Origin of the sequence: Aggregatibacter actinomycetemcomitans (assembly GCF_003130205.1) — a bacterium.
GTDB lineage: Bacteria > Pseudomonadota > Gammaproteobacteria > Enterobacterales > Pasteurellaceae > Aggregatibacter > Aggregatibacter actinomycetemcomitans_A.
In genome coordinates, this window is the sequence record NZ_NRDF01000003.1 from 50,674 (window position 1) to 67,104 (window position 16,431).

At 48.1% G+C, this 16,431-nt stretch carries 16 protein-coding genes and 1 pseudogene; 13 read left to right on the top strand and 4 right to left on the bottom strand.

Annotation, left to right across the window (positions count from 1 at the left end; all coding sequences use genetic code 11):
• The first annotated feature begins 46 nt into the window (after nt 1-46).
• The 12 genes from dsbC to hypE all read left to right on the top strand — a co-directional run bounded on the left by dsbC (nt 47) and on the right by hypE (nt 10,220).
• Nucleotides 47-730 (top strand): bifunctional protein-disulfide isomerase/oxidoreductase DsbC, encoded by a 684-nt coding sequence (dsbC, locus tag DK423_RS03815; protein WP_005557153.1) that lies wholly within the window; start codon nt 47-49, stop codon nt 728-730.
• A 12-nt stretch (nt 731-742) separates the two neighbouring features.
• Nucleotides 743-2,464 (top strand): single-stranded-DNA-specific exonuclease RecJ, encoded by a 1,722-nt coding sequence (gene recJ / locus DK423_RS03820; RefSeq protein ID WP_005557155.1) that lies wholly within the window; start codon nt 743-745, stop codon nt 2,462-2,464.
• A gap of 8 nt (nt 2,465-2,472) precedes the next feature.
• The gene (locus DK423_RS03825; RefSeq protein WP_032996647.1) at nt 2,473-3,144 is read left to right on the top strand and encodes a thiol:disulfide interchange protein DsbA/DsbL; all 672 of its coding nucleotides are present in this window, start codon (nt 2,473-2,475) and stop codon (nt 3,142-3,144) included.
• Between the two features lie 16 nt (nt 3,145-3,160).
• A complete protein-coding gene (locus tag DK423_RS03830; protein ID WP_005557159.1) occupies nt 3,161-3,853 on the top strand; it encodes a 5'-methylthioadenosine/adenosylhomocysteine nucleosidase in 693 nt (230 codons plus the stop codon).
• A 182-nt stretch (nt 3,854-4,035) separates the two neighbouring features.
• The gene (locus tag DK423_RS03835; protein WP_005557160.1) at nt 4,036-4,731 is read left to right on the top strand and encodes a DUF4198 domain-containing protein; all 696 of its coding nucleotides are present in this window, start codon (nt 4,036-4,038) and stop codon (nt 4,729-4,731) included.
• A gap of 6 nt (nt 4,732-4,737) precedes the next feature.
• Nucleotides 4,738-5,241, top strand: a complete 504-nt coding sequence (locus DK423_RS03840; protein ID WP_005557163.1) for a hypothetical protein — start codon at nt 4,738-4,740, stop codon at nt 5,239-5,241.
• On the top strand, nt 5,241-5,885 hold the full coding sequence (cbiM, locus tag DK423_RS03845) for a cobalt transporter CbiM (protein WP_005557165.1): 645 nt from the start codon (nt 5,241-5,243) through the stop codon (nt 5,883-5,885). Before DK423_RS03840 ends, cbiM begins: the two co-directional genes overlap by 1 nt.
• A gap of 5 nt (nt 5,886-5,890) precedes the next feature.
• The gene (locus DK423_RS03850) at nt 5,891-6,556 is read left to right on the top strand and encodes a CbiQ family ECF transporter T component (protein ID WP_005557167.1); all 666 of its coding nucleotides are present in this window, start codon (nt 5,891-5,893) and stop codon (nt 6,554-6,556) included.
• Nucleotides 6,553-7,176 carry an energy-coupling factor ABC transporter ATP-binding protein gene (locus DK423_RS03855; RefSeq protein ID WP_005557170.1) on the top strand — a complete coding sequence of 208 codons (624 nt, stop codon included), beginning with the start codon at nt 6,553-6,555 and terminating at the stop codon, nt 7,174-7,176. The genes DK423_RS03850 and DK423_RS03855 overlap by 4 nt, the downstream gene beginning before the upstream one ends.
• A gap of 79 nt (nt 7,177-7,255) precedes the next feature.
• Nucleotides 7,256-8,068 (top strand): hydrogenase nickel incorporation protein HypB, encoded by an 813-nt coding sequence (gene hypB / locus DK423_RS03860; RefSeq protein WP_005557172.1) that lies wholly within the window; start codon nt 7,256-7,258, stop codon nt 8,066-8,068.
• A 26-nt stretch (nt 8,069-8,094) separates the two neighbouring features.
• Nucleotides 8,095-9,207, top strand: a complete 1,113-nt coding sequence (gene hypD / locus DK423_RS03865) for a hydrogenase formation protein HypD (RefSeq protein ID WP_005557174.1) — start codon at nt 8,095-8,097, stop codon at nt 9,205-9,207.
• Nucleotides 9,207-10,220 carry a hydrogenase expression/formation protein HypE gene (gene hypE, locus DK423_RS03870; protein ID WP_005557176.1) on the top strand — a complete coding sequence of 338 codons (1,014 nt, stop codon included), beginning with the start codon at nt 9,207-9,209 and terminating at the stop codon, nt 10,218-10,220. The genes hypD and hypE overlap by 1 nt, the downstream gene beginning before the upstream one ends.
• Before the next feature lie 328 nt (nt 10,221-10,548).
• Here the strand turns inward: hypE and DK423_RS03880 are convergent.
• The 4 genes and pseudogenes from DK423_RS03880 to lptF form a co-directional block, all read right to left on the bottom strand.
• Nucleotides 10,549-11,360, bottom strand: a pseudogene (locus DK423_RS03880) (shikimate 5-dehydrogenase).
• 150 nt (nt 11,361-11,510) lie between these two features.
• Nucleotides 11,511-12,395 (bottom strand): methylenetetrahydrofolate reductase, encoded by an 885-nt coding sequence (gene metF / locus DK423_RS03885; RefSeq protein ID WP_005557182.1) that lies wholly within the window; start codon nt 12,393-12,395, stop codon nt 11,511-11,513.
• A 174-nt stretch (nt 12,396-12,569) separates the two neighbouring features.
• Complete coding sequence (lptG, locus tag DK423_RS03890) at nt 12,570-13,637, bottom strand: LPS export ABC transporter permease LptG (RefSeq protein WP_005557184.1); 1,068 nt, start codon at nt 13,635-13,637, stop codon at nt 12,570-12,572.
• Between the two features lie 4 nt (nt 13,638-13,641).
• On the bottom strand, nt 13,642-14,748 hold the full coding sequence (gene lptF, locus DK423_RS03895) for an LPS export ABC transporter permease LptF (protein WP_218015650.1): 1,107 nt from the start codon (nt 14,746-14,748) through the stop codon (nt 13,642-13,644).
• Nucleotides 14,749-14,896: 148 nt separating this feature from the next.
• Between lptF and DK423_RS03900 the strand changes: the two genes are divergently transcribed.
• Complete coding sequence (locus tag DK423_RS03900; RefSeq protein ID WP_109043877.1) at nt 14,897-16,387, top strand: leucyl aminopeptidase; 1,491 nt, start codon at nt 14,897-14,899, stop codon at nt 16,385-16,387.
• The last annotated feature ends 44 nt before the right edge of the window (nt 16,388-16,431 follow it).

The following is a 16,431-nucleotide window of genomic DNA, read 5'->3' on the forward strand; positions in this document are numbered from 1 at the left end:
ACTTTTATAATTCACGCTCACTTTCACTTATTTAGGAACAACAGAAATGAAGAAAATTATTACTACGCTTTCTCTTTTGGCTATATCTATGAGTGTAACGGCAAATGATGTTGCACTGAAAAGTAAATTGGAAAAACTTGGCGTGAAAGATATTGATATTCAAACTTCACCGATTAAAGGTTTGAAAACTGTCGTGAGCGACCAAGGCATTTTTTACGCAAGCGAAGACGGCGAATACTTATTACAAGGCAAAATCTACAAATTAACCGATAAAGGCATTAGCAACGTCACTAATAAAGTGTTGCTGGATAAATTAAATGCGCTGAAAAATGAAATGATTGTATATCCGGCGAAAAATGAAAAACACGTCATTACTGTATTCATGGATATTACCTGCCATTACTGCCATTTGTTACATCAGCAAGTGAAAGAATATAACGATTTAGGCATTACCGTACGTTATTTGGCGTTCCCGCGTGCAGGTATGGAGAGTCAAACGGCAGGGCAAATGGAAGCGATTTTTACCGCAAAAGACCCGACATTCGCCTTAAATGAAGCGGAAAAAGGCAATCTTCCAAAAGAATTAAAGACCCCGAATGTGGTGAGAAAACATTATCTGCTTGGCGTTCAATTTGGTGTAAACGGAACGCCGACTATCATTACCAGTGAAGGCGAGGTTATTGGTGGTTATCTGAAACCTGCGGATTTATTTGCGGCGTTAGAAGGATAATAAAGATCAGCTGTGCAAAAACAAATCTTACGCCGTGAAGTGCCGGCAGGTAATAAACTCTGTGACGATCAGCTCCTGGATCGTCTCTATCGTTCTCGGCACATTAAAAACGCTTGCCAATTAGACCGCACTTTAGCTTCCATTCACAACCCGAATTTGATGTCCGGCTTAGATGCGGCGGTGGAGCTTCTGCGGGAAACCTATGAAAAACAGCAAAAAATTGTTATCGTCGGCGATTTTGACGCGGACGGCGCGACAAGCACGGCATTGTCGGTGTTGGCATTGCGTCAGCTCGGTTTTGCCAACGTCGCTTATTTGGTACCGAATCGCTTCGAGCAAGGTTACGGTTTAAGTGTTGCGGTGGCGCAAGAGGCATTGGCGTTGGATGTTGAACTGCTCATCACAGTGGATAACGGTGTGTCTTCCCATGAAGGCGTGGCGTTTCTAAAAGACCAGGGCGTGAATGTTATCGTCACTGACCATCATTTGCCGCCGGAAAGCTTACCGAGTGCTGATGCCATCATCAATCCGAATCTTGCCCATTGCGGTTTTCCGTCGAAAAATCTCGCCGGTGTGGGCGTGGCGTTTTATCTTATGCTTGCTTTGCGGGCGAAATTTCGTGAATTGGGCATGTTTGACGCCAAAAATCAGCCGAATTTCACCGAACTGCTGGATTTGGTGGCGTTAGGTACGGTGTCTGATGTAGTGCCGTTGGATCAAAACAATCGCATTCTGGTGTATCAGGGTTTGGCGCGCATTAAAGCGCAGCGTTGCCGTTGCGGCATCCGTGCCTTGGCGGAAGTGGCAAAACGGGATTTAGCGGGGTTTTCCGCATCGGATTTGGGTTTTTCTATTGCACCGCGATTAAATGCAGCGGGGCGTTTGGACAATATGTCCATAGGCGTTGAATTATTGCTGGCGGAAGACATGGAAAACGCCCGAATCTTGGCGTTAGAATTAGACGGCTTAAATCAGGCGCGCAAAGAAATCGAACAGGGCATGAAGCTGGAAGCCTTAAAAATATGCCAAAATCTCACCGCACTTGAAAACCAACTGCCACATTCCATCGTGCTGTATCAGGCAGATTGGCATCAAGGTGTACTGGGTATCGTGGCGTCGCGTATTAAAGACCAATTTCACCGCCCGGTGATTGCCTTTGCGCAGGATCACGATGGTATTTTAAAAGGTTCCGCACGCTCCATTCCGGGATTGCACATTCGTGATGCGCTGGAACGGGTTTATTCGCAACACCCGGATTTAATTTTAAAATTCGGTGGTCATGCAATGGCGGCGGGCTTAAGCATTAGTGAAAACTATTTTGCCGATTTCCAACTCATTTTTAACGAGACGGTCAGTGAACTGTTGGCGCAGGAACAACTCCAAGGCAGTATTTGGACGGATGGCGAACTGAGCGTGAATGAGCTGAATCTGAATACAGCGGAGCGTTTAAAATCTGCCGGCCCTTGGGGGCAAGCCTTCCCTGAACCTTCATTTGACGGCGAGTTTAAAATCCTGCAACAGCGCTTGGTAGGGGAAAAACATTTAAAAATGGTGGTGGAACCCAAACTGGGCGGACCATTGATGGATGCTATCGCGTTTAATGTGGATACGCGCTATTATCCTGATTTATCAATAAAAACAGCAAAACTGGTATATAAGTTAGACATTAATGAATTTCGCGGCAATCGGGATATTCAGTTATTAATTGATTATATTGAACCTTTAGAGAATTAGAGTCAGCCATGTTGCGGGTCGGATTGTTTATCATGCTATTATGCGTAGGTGGGTTCGCTGCGGCACAAGCCGGCGACGAATCCGTTGCGCCTGATCCTGCTGTTTTGCTTGATGAAGAAAGCCCGGAATTTGAAGATGGCAAAGATTATTTCTCTTACGAATATCCTATCGCCATGCCTGCCCGCAATGATCACCGCGTTATCATTCAGTTCTTTTTTGATTATGATTGCCGTGTTTGTTCCTCCGCACAAGATATTTTAGAACTTTACACACAAATCAACCGCGACCGTGTAGTGTTGGAAGAATTCCCCGTCGCTACTAACAAAGCACGTTTCACTGCCGGTGTTTTCTTCAGTTTACAAGCCTTAAAGGCGGAACATCTGTCTTCCGCATTACTGTTTGAAACCTCGGAACGGCAGCGTTATATCAAATTATCTCGCATGGAAAATCTGGTACATTGGCTACAAAAACAAGGCATTGATCGCGATAGCTTCTTGGAAATGTATCATTCCGATCAGATTCACCAACAAGTGAATGATGCCGTGCTGATGACGGAAGAGTACGGCGTGTTCACCTTCCCTTATGTGATTATCAACGGCAAATACGTTTTGACTGCCAGCACGCTGTATAACGATGATTATGCGCTCGCCGTGTTGGATTTTTTAGTAAACAAAAAATAATAACGCAAGGATAAACATGAAAATTGGTATTGTCGGCGCTATGGCGCAGGAAGTGGAAATTTTGGTTGGGTTAATGAACGATAAAAACGTCACAAAATTGGCTTCCGGTACGATTTATGAAGGCAAAATTCACGGCAAAAATGTTGCCTTGCTGCAATCGGGTATTGGCAAAGTCGCTGCTGCCATGGGCACCGCCGCTTTATTGCAACTTGCTAAGCCGAACCTGGTGATTAACACCGGTTCCGCCGGTGGTGTGGCGGAGGGATTGCACGTCGGCGATGTGATTGTATCCACCGAAACCCAATACCACGATGCCGATGTGACCGCCTTCGGTTATGCCAAAGGACAGCTGCCCGCATGCCCTGTCACTTTTGTTTCTGACGCCCGTTTGGTCGAACTGGCGGAACGTACCGCAAAACAACTTGGGCAACAGGTAAAACGCGGTTTGATTTGTTCCGGCGACAGCTTTATTCAAGGCGGAGAACGTTTGGTGCAGATTAAACAGGATTTCCCAAACGTTATTGCGGTAGAAATGGAAGCCACCGCCATTGCGCAAGTGTGTCACGCTTTTAATGTGCCGTTCGTGGTGGTGCGCGCCATTTCCGATGCGGGCGACGGCAAAGCCAATATGTCTTTTGAAGAATTTCTACCGCTCGCCGCCAAACAATCGTCCGCCATGGTTGTCGCCATGTTGACGGAGTTGAATTAACGCTTTATTTTCGCTCTGCATTGTTGCCGCGTACGCTTTTGCCGTACGCGGAAACCTAATTATCCACACACTTATCTCTCTCATTTTTCCCGTTTTTTCTCAAAAAAAACTTGATTCTAAAGTTACTTCATATTTTATTATGGTAGCAAATTTTAATTGATAATGATAAAAGGAGAGATCACATGAAATTCAAAAAAACAACCGCCATGTTGACCGCACTTTTCGTGGCATCCGTCGCTAACGCTCACAACATATGGCTGGAACCCGTCAAGGAGGCAAATTCCGCCGGGCAATATGTGGTGAAATTCGGTCATGAACAAACGGAAATTTACCCGGAACACAAACTAAAAGCCGTTAAATTGCTGGATAGCAACGGCAACCTCACTAACGCAACCCATCAATTCAAACAAGGCGAAGCCTATCTCAATGTCGACAATGCCTCACAAGTATTTGTCCGTTTCGATAACGGCATTTGGTCGAAGCTGCCAAACGGTAAATATGTGGAAAAAAGCAAACAACAAGAACCGACGGCGGAATTTGCTGTGAACCCAGTGAAGTTCGGCAAAGCGTTGTTGCGTTGGGACGCGCAGGCGTTGAAAGCCCATGGCATGAAATATGAACTGGTGCCGCAGGAAAAAGCGCAAGCGGGTAAACCGCTACCGATTTTGGTGTTACACAACGGCAAGCCGGTGAAAGACATTAAAGTAGGATTGGGTGAAGACGCACCGTTCAATTTAACCAATGAAAATGGCATTGCCGAATTTACACCGCAAAAAGGCAACAACAAAGTGTGGGCGGAATTTGCGGAAAACGTGAAAGACAACCCTGATTACGATCGCCGTTTGGTGGAATATATGCTGACCTTTGAGGCGGAGTAGGGCGTAATGAAAAAAACGCCGTATTTTTTGACCGCACTTTTAGGCTTCTGTGTTGCGCCTTATGCCATGGCGCACGCCCTTTACGTGTTTGCCCAGTATGACGGGCAAGCCGTGACGGGAAAATCCTATTATTCCGACATGACCCCCGCCGCCGAAACCTATGTGGAGGTGTGGCGTCAAGGGGAAAATCAGCCGTTGCTCATGGGCAAAACCGACAATGAAGGCTATTTTCGTCTACCGTTAAAAGCGGATCCGAATATCGCGTTGAAAGTGGTCGTGGAAGGCGAGGAAGGGCATCGAGCGACGGTCGTGGCGGACAGAATTACGACGAATGCTGGCGCAACAACACAAATCGGTGATGAAAGCCTGCTGTTGCTGCGCGGCGACATTGCACAGTTGCGCGATAAAATTTATCTGCACGATATTTTAGGCGGAATCGGTTACATTGTGGGAATTGCGGGTATTGCCGCTTGGCTAAAAGCCCGTAAGTTAAGAAAAGGACATCAATAATGCATTTATCGGAAGGCGTGTTGCATACGCCGGTGCTGTTGGCGGGAGTGGCTTTGGCAGTGGTCGGTGTAGCGGTGGGGCTGCACCGCCTGGATAACGAACGTTTGCCGTTAACGGCGCTGTTTGCCGCCGCTTTTTTTGTCGCCGGCACCATTCATGTGCCGGTAGGCATCGGCAGCGTACACTTGATTTTAAACGGCATAGCGGGATTATTTCTCGGTTGGGCGGTGTTTCCTGCTTTTCTCATCGCCTTATTGTTGCAGGTGCTGTTTTTCTCCTTCGGCGGGTTTGCCGTGTTAGGCGTGAATTTGTGTGTGATGGCGCTGCCGGCAATGGCGGCGTATTATTTATTGCGCGGCTATTTGCAGCCTGACATGGGAAGCATGGCGAAATTACTCACCGGCGTGGGTGTCGGCGTCATCGGCGTAGGGGGCGCGGGCGCGTTGGCATCTTTCGTTTTGGCGTTGGACGGCGGTAAACATTATCAGGATTTAATCGCCCTATTGTTGCTGTCCCATTTGCCGGTATTTGTATTGGACGGCATTATCAGCTACGGTGTGATTTCCTTGCTCGGCAAAATGTATCCCGTCGCACTGCAACCTGTTGCCGCTTCGCAAAAAACCGTTGGTTACAGCAAACGGTAGGCGCAATGAAGGCTATTTTTCGCCGTTTTTTTGCACCGCACTTTTGTGCGCCACATTTGCGTCTGATTTATCTGTTTCTGTGGGGCTTGGTGATCAGCGCGTTGCAACAACCGCTTTTGTTGCTATGGCTGAACGGCGCGGCGTTGGTGCTGTTGGCGGCATTCATTTACGGCAACGCAGAACCTTATTTCCCCTATATAAAACGCTGGCTGGCGTTAAATGGCTTCACGTTGTTGCTTTGGTTGACGTTAAGCTGGCGTATCGGCACCGAGGGCATGGAGCTGAATCCCGAAGGCATGGAAACGGCATTGTTAATCACGTTACGCATGAATTTATTGCTGTTTTCCTTGTGGCTGTTGTTGTGGAAAATGAATGACTCGGTGTTGGTGCAGGCAATAGGCAAACTGCCGTTGCCGCCGAAGCTGATTTGGCTTTTTGTATTGACCGTGCGTTACATTGCGCTGTTGGGCGAATTACGGCAAAAAATGGATCTGGCAATGCGCGCGCGCGGGTATCGCGCCGGGCTGAATCGCCGCACCCTGTATGTCACCGCGCAACGGGTGGCACTGTTGCTGGTTCATGCTCTGTTAAAAGCGGAAACGGCACAAATCGCGCTGAAATGTCGCGGTTTTCGCTTCGGCGAACAACAAACGCTAAGCGAGGAAAAATGACGGTTTTACAAGTCAACGGATTGCAAATTAAGCGGGGCGAACGGCGGATTATTGATAATCTGTCCTTTCAACTTGACGTGGGGCAGCGTTTTTTTATCCAAGGTGAAATCGGCACGGGGAAAACCACATTATTACTGGCTTTGTTGGGCTTTGTTCCTGTGGCGCGAGGGGAGATTCGCCTGTTCGGGCAGCTTTGTCGGGAAGAACGGGATTTTGCCCCTTTTCGTGGCACGGTGGGCTTTTGTTTTCAGCACTCCGACGATCAGTTGTTCGGTCCGACGGTGTTGGACGATGTGGCGTTCGGTCCGTTAAATCAAGGCTTGCCGCGCCAGCAGGCGTATGCTGTCGCACGGCAGCAACTGGAACGCTTGGGCATCGCCCATTTGCAAGACCGCACGGTGCATACCCTGTCCGGCGGCGAAAAAAATTTCACCGCGTTGGCGGGCGTGTTGGCGATGCAGCCGAAAATGTTACTGTTAGATGAACCGACCAACGGCTTGGATAGCAAAAATACCGAAAAACTGACCGCACTTTTACGCGAGTTGTCATTGCCCATGCTGGTGGCGTCCCATCACCACGGCTTTACCGCACAATTGGCGGACGAAGTTTTGACTTTATGATCTCAATCAAAATCCCGTGCGGGCGTTGTGCTATCCTAATGACATTCTTATCTTATCGCGATAAATCAGGGGGAATAATATGTGTACGACTTGTGGTTGCGGGCATCCCGAACAGGTCAGAATCGGCGAGGTTGCTCATTCTCACCATCATGATAGCCAAGAGACCGCGCAAAGTGCGGCCAAAAATCCGGACTTTTCTCATTTCAAATTTCACTCGGCGCAGCAACCGACCGAGACATCGGACACGCAAAAACGCCTGTTGAAAGTAGAGCAGGACGTGTTGGGTAAAAATAATCAAATCGCGACACACAACCGTTTTCTTTTCCAACAACAGCACATTTTGGTGCTAAATTTGGTGTCCAGCCCGGGTTCCGGCAAAACCACCTTGCTTACCACCACGTTAAACGCGCTGAAAAATGACCGCACTTGTTATGTGATTGAGGGCGATCAACAAACGGAAAACGACGCCGATCGCATTCGCGCTACTGGCGTGTCGGCGATTCAGGTGAACACCGGCAAAGGCTGCCATTTGGACGCACAAATGATCAATGACGCGCTGTTCAAACTGGAACCGAAACAACACAGCCTTTTGTTCATCGAAAATGTCGGCAATTTGGTTTGCCCGTCGGAATTTGATTTGGGCGAAAAAGCCAAAGTGGTGATTTTGTCCGTCACCGAGGGCGAAGATAAACCGCTGAAATACCCGCACATGTTTGCCGCGTCCAAACTCATGATTTTAAATAAAATCGACTTGTTGCCTTATCTTAATTTCGACGTGGAAAAATGTATCGCCTACGCCAAACAGGTGAACCCGCAAATTGAGGTGATTCAACTTTCCGCCACTACGGGCGAAGGCTTAAAAGACTGGCTGAACTGGTTACAAAACGCCTAGTATTCTTGCGTAGTCAGGAGGCTGTGATGCAATTCATTGATGAATTTCGTGATCCCAAACTGGCGAAAAGTTTGGTGGAGCGTTTGCAAAAACTCATGGAAAAACTACCGCACTTTACGCCGGAAAACCCGTTGTATCTTATGGAAGTCTGTGGCGGTCATACTCATACGATTTTTAAATTCGGTTTGGATCGTCTGTTGCCGAAAAGCATTGAGTTTATTCATGGTCCGGGTTGTCCGGTGTGTGTGTTGCCCATGGGGCGCATTGATGTGTGCATTGAAATCGCGCAAAAGCCCAATGTGATTTTCTGCACCTTTGGCGACGCCATGCGGGTGAAAGGACGGCGCGGTTCTTTGCTGGAGTCAAAAGCCAAAGGTGCCGATGTGCGGATCGTGTATTCGCCGTTGGACGCGCTGAATATCGCCGTGAACAATCCCGAAAAAAAGGTGGTATTTTTCTCCCTCGGTTTTGAAACCACCATGCCGAGCGCGGCGGTGACCCTTCAACAGGCGAACAAACTGAATCTGCAAAATTTCTGGGTGGTGTGCCAAAACATCACCATTATCCCTACGCTGCACAGTCTGCTTTCGCAAGATTATGTGAAAATCGACGGCTTCATTGCACCCGGTCATGTGAGCATGGTGATCGGCGCCTCGCCTTATCAATCCATTGTGGATAAATACCACAAGCCTTTTGTGATTACGGGCTTTGAGCCGCTGGATCTTCTGCAAGCCATCGTGATGTTGGTGCAGCAATTTGTGGACGGACGTTGTGAAATCGAAAACCAATATAAACGTATCGTGCATTCCGAAGGCAACCTGCTGGCGCAACGCGCCATGCGTGAAGTGTTCCAATTGAAAAAATCCAGCGAATGGCGCGGTTTGGGCGAAATCGAAGAATCGGGCGTGGAACTCACCGACGCGTACAAGCGCTTTGACGCGGAAGTTTATTTCCACAGCCACCCGCAACAGGTGGCGGACGACCCCAATTCCCGCTGCGGCGATGTGCTCACCGGCAAATGTAAACCTTGCGATTGCCCGTTATTCGGCGCCCAATGCAACCCGGATAACGCCTACGGCGCCTTAATGGTGTCTTCGGAAGGGGCGTGCGCCGCCTATTATCAATATCGGAGAGAGTAATGACAGATTTTATTACCATGGCGCACGGCAACGGCGGCGCGGCAATGCAAAAGTTGATTCAGGATTATTTCGTCGGAGCCTTTGACAACCCGATTCTCGCCCAAGGGGAGGATCAAGCCCGTTTGCCCTTGGCGGAATTGATGGCGCAGGGTGAACAGCTGTCTTTCAGCACCGACAGTTTCGTCATTGACCCGATTTTCTTCCCCGGCGGCAACATCGGCAAGCTCGCCGTGTGCGGCACATTAAATGATGTGGCGGTATGCGGCGCCATTCCCAAATACCTTTCCTGCGGCTTTATTTTGGAGGAAGGCTTGCCGTTGGCAGCGTTGAAAGAGATCATTCAAGCCATGGCGCAAGCCTGCAAAGCTACCGGTGTGCAAGTGGTGACGGGCGACACCAAAGTGGTGCAAAAAGGTGCGGTGGATAAAGTTTTCATTAACACCAGCGGCATCGGCGTGATCCCGCGAGGTATCGATTGGGGAATGCACCGCATTGAAGCGGGCGATAACATCATCGCCAGCGGCACCATCGGCGAGCACGGCGCCACTATTTTGAACTTGCGCGAAAGCCTCGGCATTCAGACCGATCTGCAAAGCGACTGCGCCGTTCTTGCCCCGCTCATTGATTTATTGCGCCCTATTGAGGGCGTGAAAGCCGTCCGCGACGCCACCCGTGGCGGGGTGAACGCGGTGCTGCACGAATTCGCCGCCGCCCAACAATTAGGTATGCAAATCAACGAAGAAGACCTGCCGCTTCGCCCTGAAGTGCGCGGCATTTGCGAGCTACTCGGCTTAGAAGCGCTGAATTTTGCCAACGAGGGCAAGCTGGTCATCATCGCCGCCCCTGAAAAAACACCTGAAATTCTGACCGCACTTCACACCCACGAATTAGGGAAAAATGCCGCAGTTATCGGCGAAGTGACTACCGATAAAAAGGTGAGATTGTTGGGCAGTTTCGGGCAGTCACGGTTATTGGATTTGCCGGTGAATGAGCCGTTGCCAAGGATTTGTTAGGTTGTTATCGGGTTTCGCCCGATGGGCGCCTTACTTTCTTTTACTTGCATAAAAGAAAGTAAGCGAAGAAAAGTGCACCCCAGCTTCACCGCTTGTCCTCGCTCACTTGCAATTTTCTTAACGAAAATTTTCGAACTCGCTACGCTCAAACAAAGCGAAAATTTCCTAAAAATTGCAAATCGCTCGGGCGGCTCAGATGGGGCCCCATTTTATCCCTGATAGCTGTGGTTTCCCGACGCGTGCCTTATTTCTTGTTTCAGCACGCGTCGGGGCACGCGCTATCAATAAATTATCAATATTGTAAAACACCCCAAAAACCCACCGCACTTTACGCGTTCTTTCTTGCATATTCCGCGGCTTCGGCGATAAGTTCTTCGTTTGGTCGTTTGCCGGTGTAGAGTTCGAATTGTTCGACGGCTTGTAAGACGATGACTTCGGCGCCGGAAATGGTTTGTTTGCCGAGTGCTTGGGCGGTTTTGATTAATGGCGTGTCGGCGGGTTGGGCGACGACATCAAAGGCGGTTTTGGCGTGGCGGATCATGGTTTCTGGGAAGGCGAGATCGAATACTTCTTTAGCGCCATGCCGATGGGGGTGACGTTAATGAGAATGTCGGCGTTTTGGTTGTCGAGGGAATTGATGTAGTCGTAGCCATAAAGTGCGGCTAAATAATTGCCTGTTTTTTCGTTACGGGCGAAGATTTTGACGTTCTCAAAACCCGAATTTTTAAAGGCGGCAACCACCGCTTTTGCCATACCGCCACTGCCGTGCACGATCACGGAATCGTTTTTATCCAGTTGATATTTATCGATAAGTTTTACGATGGCGATGTAGTCGGTGTTGTAGGCGCGTAAAAATCCGTTATCGTTGACGATGGTATTTACCGATTCGATGGCTTGCGCGGAAGGGGAGATTTCATCTAAAAACGGCATGCAACTTTCTTTGAACGGCATGGATACCGCACAACCGCGAATTCCCAGCGCCCGTACGCCTTTCACCGCGTGTTCGATGTCGTTGGTGGTAAAGGCTTTATAAATGAAATTCAAACCGAGTTTTTGATAGAGGTAATTATGGAATTGCGTACCGAAATTGCCGGGACGACCGGACAGGGACATACAGAGTTGGGTGTCTTTATTGAGCATAGTCAGCCTCTTCGTTGGTGTTGATAGAAGATAATGCGGTGAGTATAGCAGTTCCTGATGGCGCGCACCTTGTGAGACATGTGAGCAAGTTGATAAAAACACTTGGGATAGAGATCAAAGTGCGGTTATTTCTTTTTGTGTTTTTTTTATTTACAAACCGGGGCGAATACCTAACGTGTGGCAAATGGCATAGGTGAGTTCGCTGCGATTCAGGGTGTAGAAATGGAAATCTTTTACTCCTTCGCGGGACAACACGCGCACCATGTCCATGGCGATGCTCGCCGCCACCAGATTGCGGGTGGTTTGGTCATGATCCAGGCCTTCGTACATTTTGCTCATCCAAGCTGGAATTTTCACGTTGGTGATTACTACCATTTTTTGTAATTGTTTAAAGTTGGTCACCGGTAGAATCCCCGGCACGATTTCTGCATCAATACCGATAGACGCGCAGCGATCGCGGAATCGCAGATAGCTGTCAATATCAAAGAAGAATTGTGTGATCACATGATTAGCACCGGCATCAATTTTACGTTTTAAATTAATTAGATCCGCTTGCGCCGATTTGGCTTCCGGATGAACTTCAGGGTACGCCGCCACGGAAATATCAAAATTTGCCACGTCACGTAGCAATGCCACTAAATCGGCGGCATAAAATGGCTTTTTCTCGTAGCCTTTCGGTTCGTCACCGCGCAGTGCCACAATGCGACGAATGCCGCTATCCCAATAACCTTTGGCGATGCGACGCAATTCGTCCGAGCTAGCGTCAATACCGGTTAAATGCGGCGCAGCTTCCAGACCGGTTTCCTGTTTAATACGTTTCACCACGCAGTGAGTACGTTCACGCTCACCGGAATTGGCGCCGTAAGTCACGGACACAAATTTCGGTTTTAACGCTTTTAAGCGATGGATGGATTCCCACAGAAGATTTTCCATTTTTTCATTTTTCGGCGGGAAAAATTCAAAAGAGACATTAATTTTACCGTTTAAATCGGCTAAGTGTTGGTTTAGATTATCAATTTCTTTTGCGTAACTCATAAAGTCGCCTCGTGTTTTCATCGGTCGGATATGTTGATTCAAATTAAAGCGAAAAGGAATATGTGTCAATTTCAAATATTTCATTCATTTTATGAATTGAATTAATGTGCAAAACAAAAGCCCGCGATGTATCACGGGCTTTAAAAACAGCATTTTTTATGACCGCACTTTTGCCTAATTACGTCGTCGCGCCAACAACCACCAGGTGATGATCAGGAACATTACACTCGGCATCAATGCGCCGATAAGCGGCGTGGTGTTATAAACCAGGCTGAATTTACCGAATAATTCATTCACCACATAAAACAGGAAGCCGAAACAAATCCCGATAAGGATACGGGCGCCTGCGGTCACGCTGCGCAACGGTCCGAAAATAAAGGACAGCGCCAGCATCATCATGACGCCCACCGAAATCGGCTGGAATAATTTACGCCAATAGGTCAGCTCGAAATTTTTGGAATCCTGCCCCGTTTCTCTTAAGAAAGTAATGTAATTGGATAAACCGGAAATAGATAAAGACGTTGGGCGTAACGATGCCACGCCAAGTTTATCGGGCGTTAAATTGGTTTGCCATTCTTCGTTTAAACGATTGGTGGTTTGAATGTTCTCCGGCTGAATACGCGATTCGTTGACTTGCTGTAATGTCCATTTACCGCTGTTAAAGGTTGCACGGTTAGCGTGTTTGAGCTTCTCCAGCTGACGCTGCTCGTTAAAGGTGTAAATATAAATATCATTTAATTCCACGTCATCGGTAATACGACGCACATACACGAAATTGTTGCCGTCTTTTGCCCAAATGCCGTTTTTCACCGATAGCATCGAACCGCCGGAAATGGCTTTGGAGCGCATATCACGGGCGAATTGTTCCGTTTGCGGAATGCCCCACTCGCCGATCACCATGGTGAGTAGCACTAACGGAATCGTGGTTTTCATCACTGCAAAACCGATACGCATACGGGAAAAGCCGGAAGATTGCATCACCACCAGTTCACTGCGGCTGGCAAGATTACCCAAGGCAATCAGCGCGCCAAGCAACGCCGCCATAGGGAAGAAGGTTTCCACGTCTTTCGGCATGGTCAGCACGGTATAAGCGACGGCTTGCAAAATATCATAAGTGCCTTTGCCGACACTGCGGAACTGTTCCACGAATTTAATGATGGCGGACAACCCCACCAACATTAACAAGGTGGCGAAGATCGTGCCTAAAATACTTTTACCGATATATCGTTCTAATGTATTCATCGAGTTATCCCTGTGTTACCGCTTTTTTATTGAACGAATAACGAATGCGATACATAAATGCGCTATCCCAGCTATTCAGGAAAATCGCCAGCAAGAAAAAGACAATATTGACCAACGGTATAAATAACCCCGCATCCAATTTACCTGCCCCGCCGGCGGATTTTAACGAGCTTTGTAATAAGAAATAAATTAAATACAACAACAATGCTGGCAACACTTTGGCGAAACGCCCCTGGCGCGGATTCACGCGGCTTAGCGGCACGGCAAGCAACGCCATAATCGGCACGGCGAGGATTAAGGTTAAGCGCCAGTGAAGTTCGGTTTTCGCCGCCGGTGTTTTGGCGTTTAACAACTGACTTAAGCTTAACTCTTCCGCTTCGGCAGAATCATCATGCACCGCTTTATGCCCTAAATACGCCTGATATTCATCGAAATGGGTAATGCGAAAATCCGGCAGCGCCGCCGTGCCTTCAAAGCGTTCGCTGTTTTGCAGATTCAGCACTTGATCGCCGTTCGGTAGCGCCTTTAATTCGCCTTTTTCCGCCACGATCACCGACGGCTTGCTTTGTCCGTGCGGTTGCGTTTGGAACACATAAACATTATTGATTTGATTATTTTGAATATCATCGATGAACAGCACGAAATCGCTGTTATTGGCACTAACGAATTGCCCGGCGGACAATGCGCCTACATTCGGATTGGCTTTGGCATCTTCCACAATTTCTGTCTGTTTGTGAATCGCCCAAGGTGTCAACCAAAGTGCGTTGTAAGCCGCCACACCTGACGTTAATAAGGAAAGCAGCAGTACAACTTTGACTAAAATTGGCTGTCCCACACCGCAGGCACGCATCACGGTAATTTCACTTTCTGCATACAAACGCCCCAGCGTCAGCAAAATGGCAATGAATAAACAGAGTGGCAACATGAGCTGTGCCATGGTCGGCATACCTAAGCCGAGTAAAGAAAAGACTAAATCCGCCGGCACTTTACCGTTTGCGGCAGAACCCAGTACGCGAACTAATTGCTGACAGAAAAAGATCAGCAGCAAAATAAACAAAATCGCAATCTGGCTTTTAAAAATTTCTTTGGTTAAATATCGGGTTAAAATCACTTTATCGTCCATTTTTCTCTTGCAATTTGAGCAAAAGAGATTAAATTCGTTGTAATTAAAATAGGTGAATTACTTGATTTGCCTAAATAATAAGTAAGGTATGATACCTTAATTTAGCATTTAAAACAGCAAAATAAGCGAGGAAAAAATGAAGTATAGTGCTCAACAATGTGCCATTAATCAGCCTGCGGACTGCCTGATTGTGGGCATTTTTGAAGAGAAAACCCTATCTAAAAGTGCGGTGGAAATTAACAACCTTTCCGGCAATTATCTAAGTGATTTGGTGGAGAGCGGCGAAATCAGCGGTAAATTAGGGCAAACCGCCTTGTTGCGCCACGTGCCGAACATCGCCGCCGAACGCGTGCTGGTGGTAGGTTGCGGCAAAGCCGGTGATCTCAATGAACGTCAATACAAACAACTGATTCAAAAGACCGCACAAGCGTTAAAAGAAACGCAGGCAAAAAGTGCGGTCAGTTTTTTAACTGAAATTCCGCTTAATCAACGGGCGCTTTACTGGAACATTCGCTTCGCGATGGAAACCATCGAACAGGATTTATACCAATTCACCCAATTCAAAAGCCAAAAAACAGCGGAAAAATCCACCGCACTTTGTGAAGTGATTTTTAATATGGAGGCCAAGGATCAAACTGTTACCGAACAGGCAATTCAGCACGCTTCTGCCATTGCACTGGGCGTGCGCGTTACCAAAGATGTTGCAAATTGCCCGCCAAATGTGTGTACCCCAAATTATCTGGCGGGTAAAGCCTTAGACTTGGCAAAACACTCACCGCTCATCAAAACTACAATTGTCAACGAAGCCGACATGGAAAAATTAGGCATGGGCGCTTATTTAGCGGTGTCTCGTGGTTCCCGTAACGAAGCAAAACTTTCCATTATGGAATACCGTAATGCGTCGAATCCGAACGCCAAACCGATTGTGTTGGTGGGCAAAGGCTTAACCTTTGACGCAGGCGGGATTTCCCTCAAACCCGCCGCCGATATGGACGAAATGAAATACGATATGTGCGGTGCGGCATCCGTTTACGGCGTGATGAGCGCATTGGCGCAATTACAGCTGCCGCTAAACGTTATCGGCGTGATGGCGGGCTGTGAAAATTTGCCTGACGGCAACGCTTATCGCCCAGGCGATATCCTCACCACCATGAACGGCTTAACCGTGGAAGTGTTGAACACCGATGCAGAAGGGCGTTTAGTGTTGTGCGACACCTTAACTTATGTGGAACGCTTTGATCCGGAAGTCGTCATTGACATCGCCACCCTAACCGGCGCGTGTGTGGTGGCATTAGGGCAACACAACAGCGGTTTGATTTCCACTCATGATGACATTGCTGCCGCTATTGAAAAAGCGGCGCAACAAAGTGCCGATAAGGCGTGGCGTTTGCCGTTAAGTGAAGAATATCAAGAACAGCTTAAATCTAACTTTGCCGATTTAGCTAACCTTGGCGGACGCTGGGGCGGTACGATCACCGCCGTTGCATTTCTTGCCAATTTCACCAAGAAATACCCATGGGCACACCTCGACATCGCCGGTACCGCGTGGTTACAAGGCGCCAACAAAGGTGCCACCGGCAGACCGGTTTCCTTGCTGGTGCAATTCCTGTTGAATCAAGTGAAATAAATACCGAAGAAAGTGACCGCACTTTGCTCTGTACCTTAAAACTT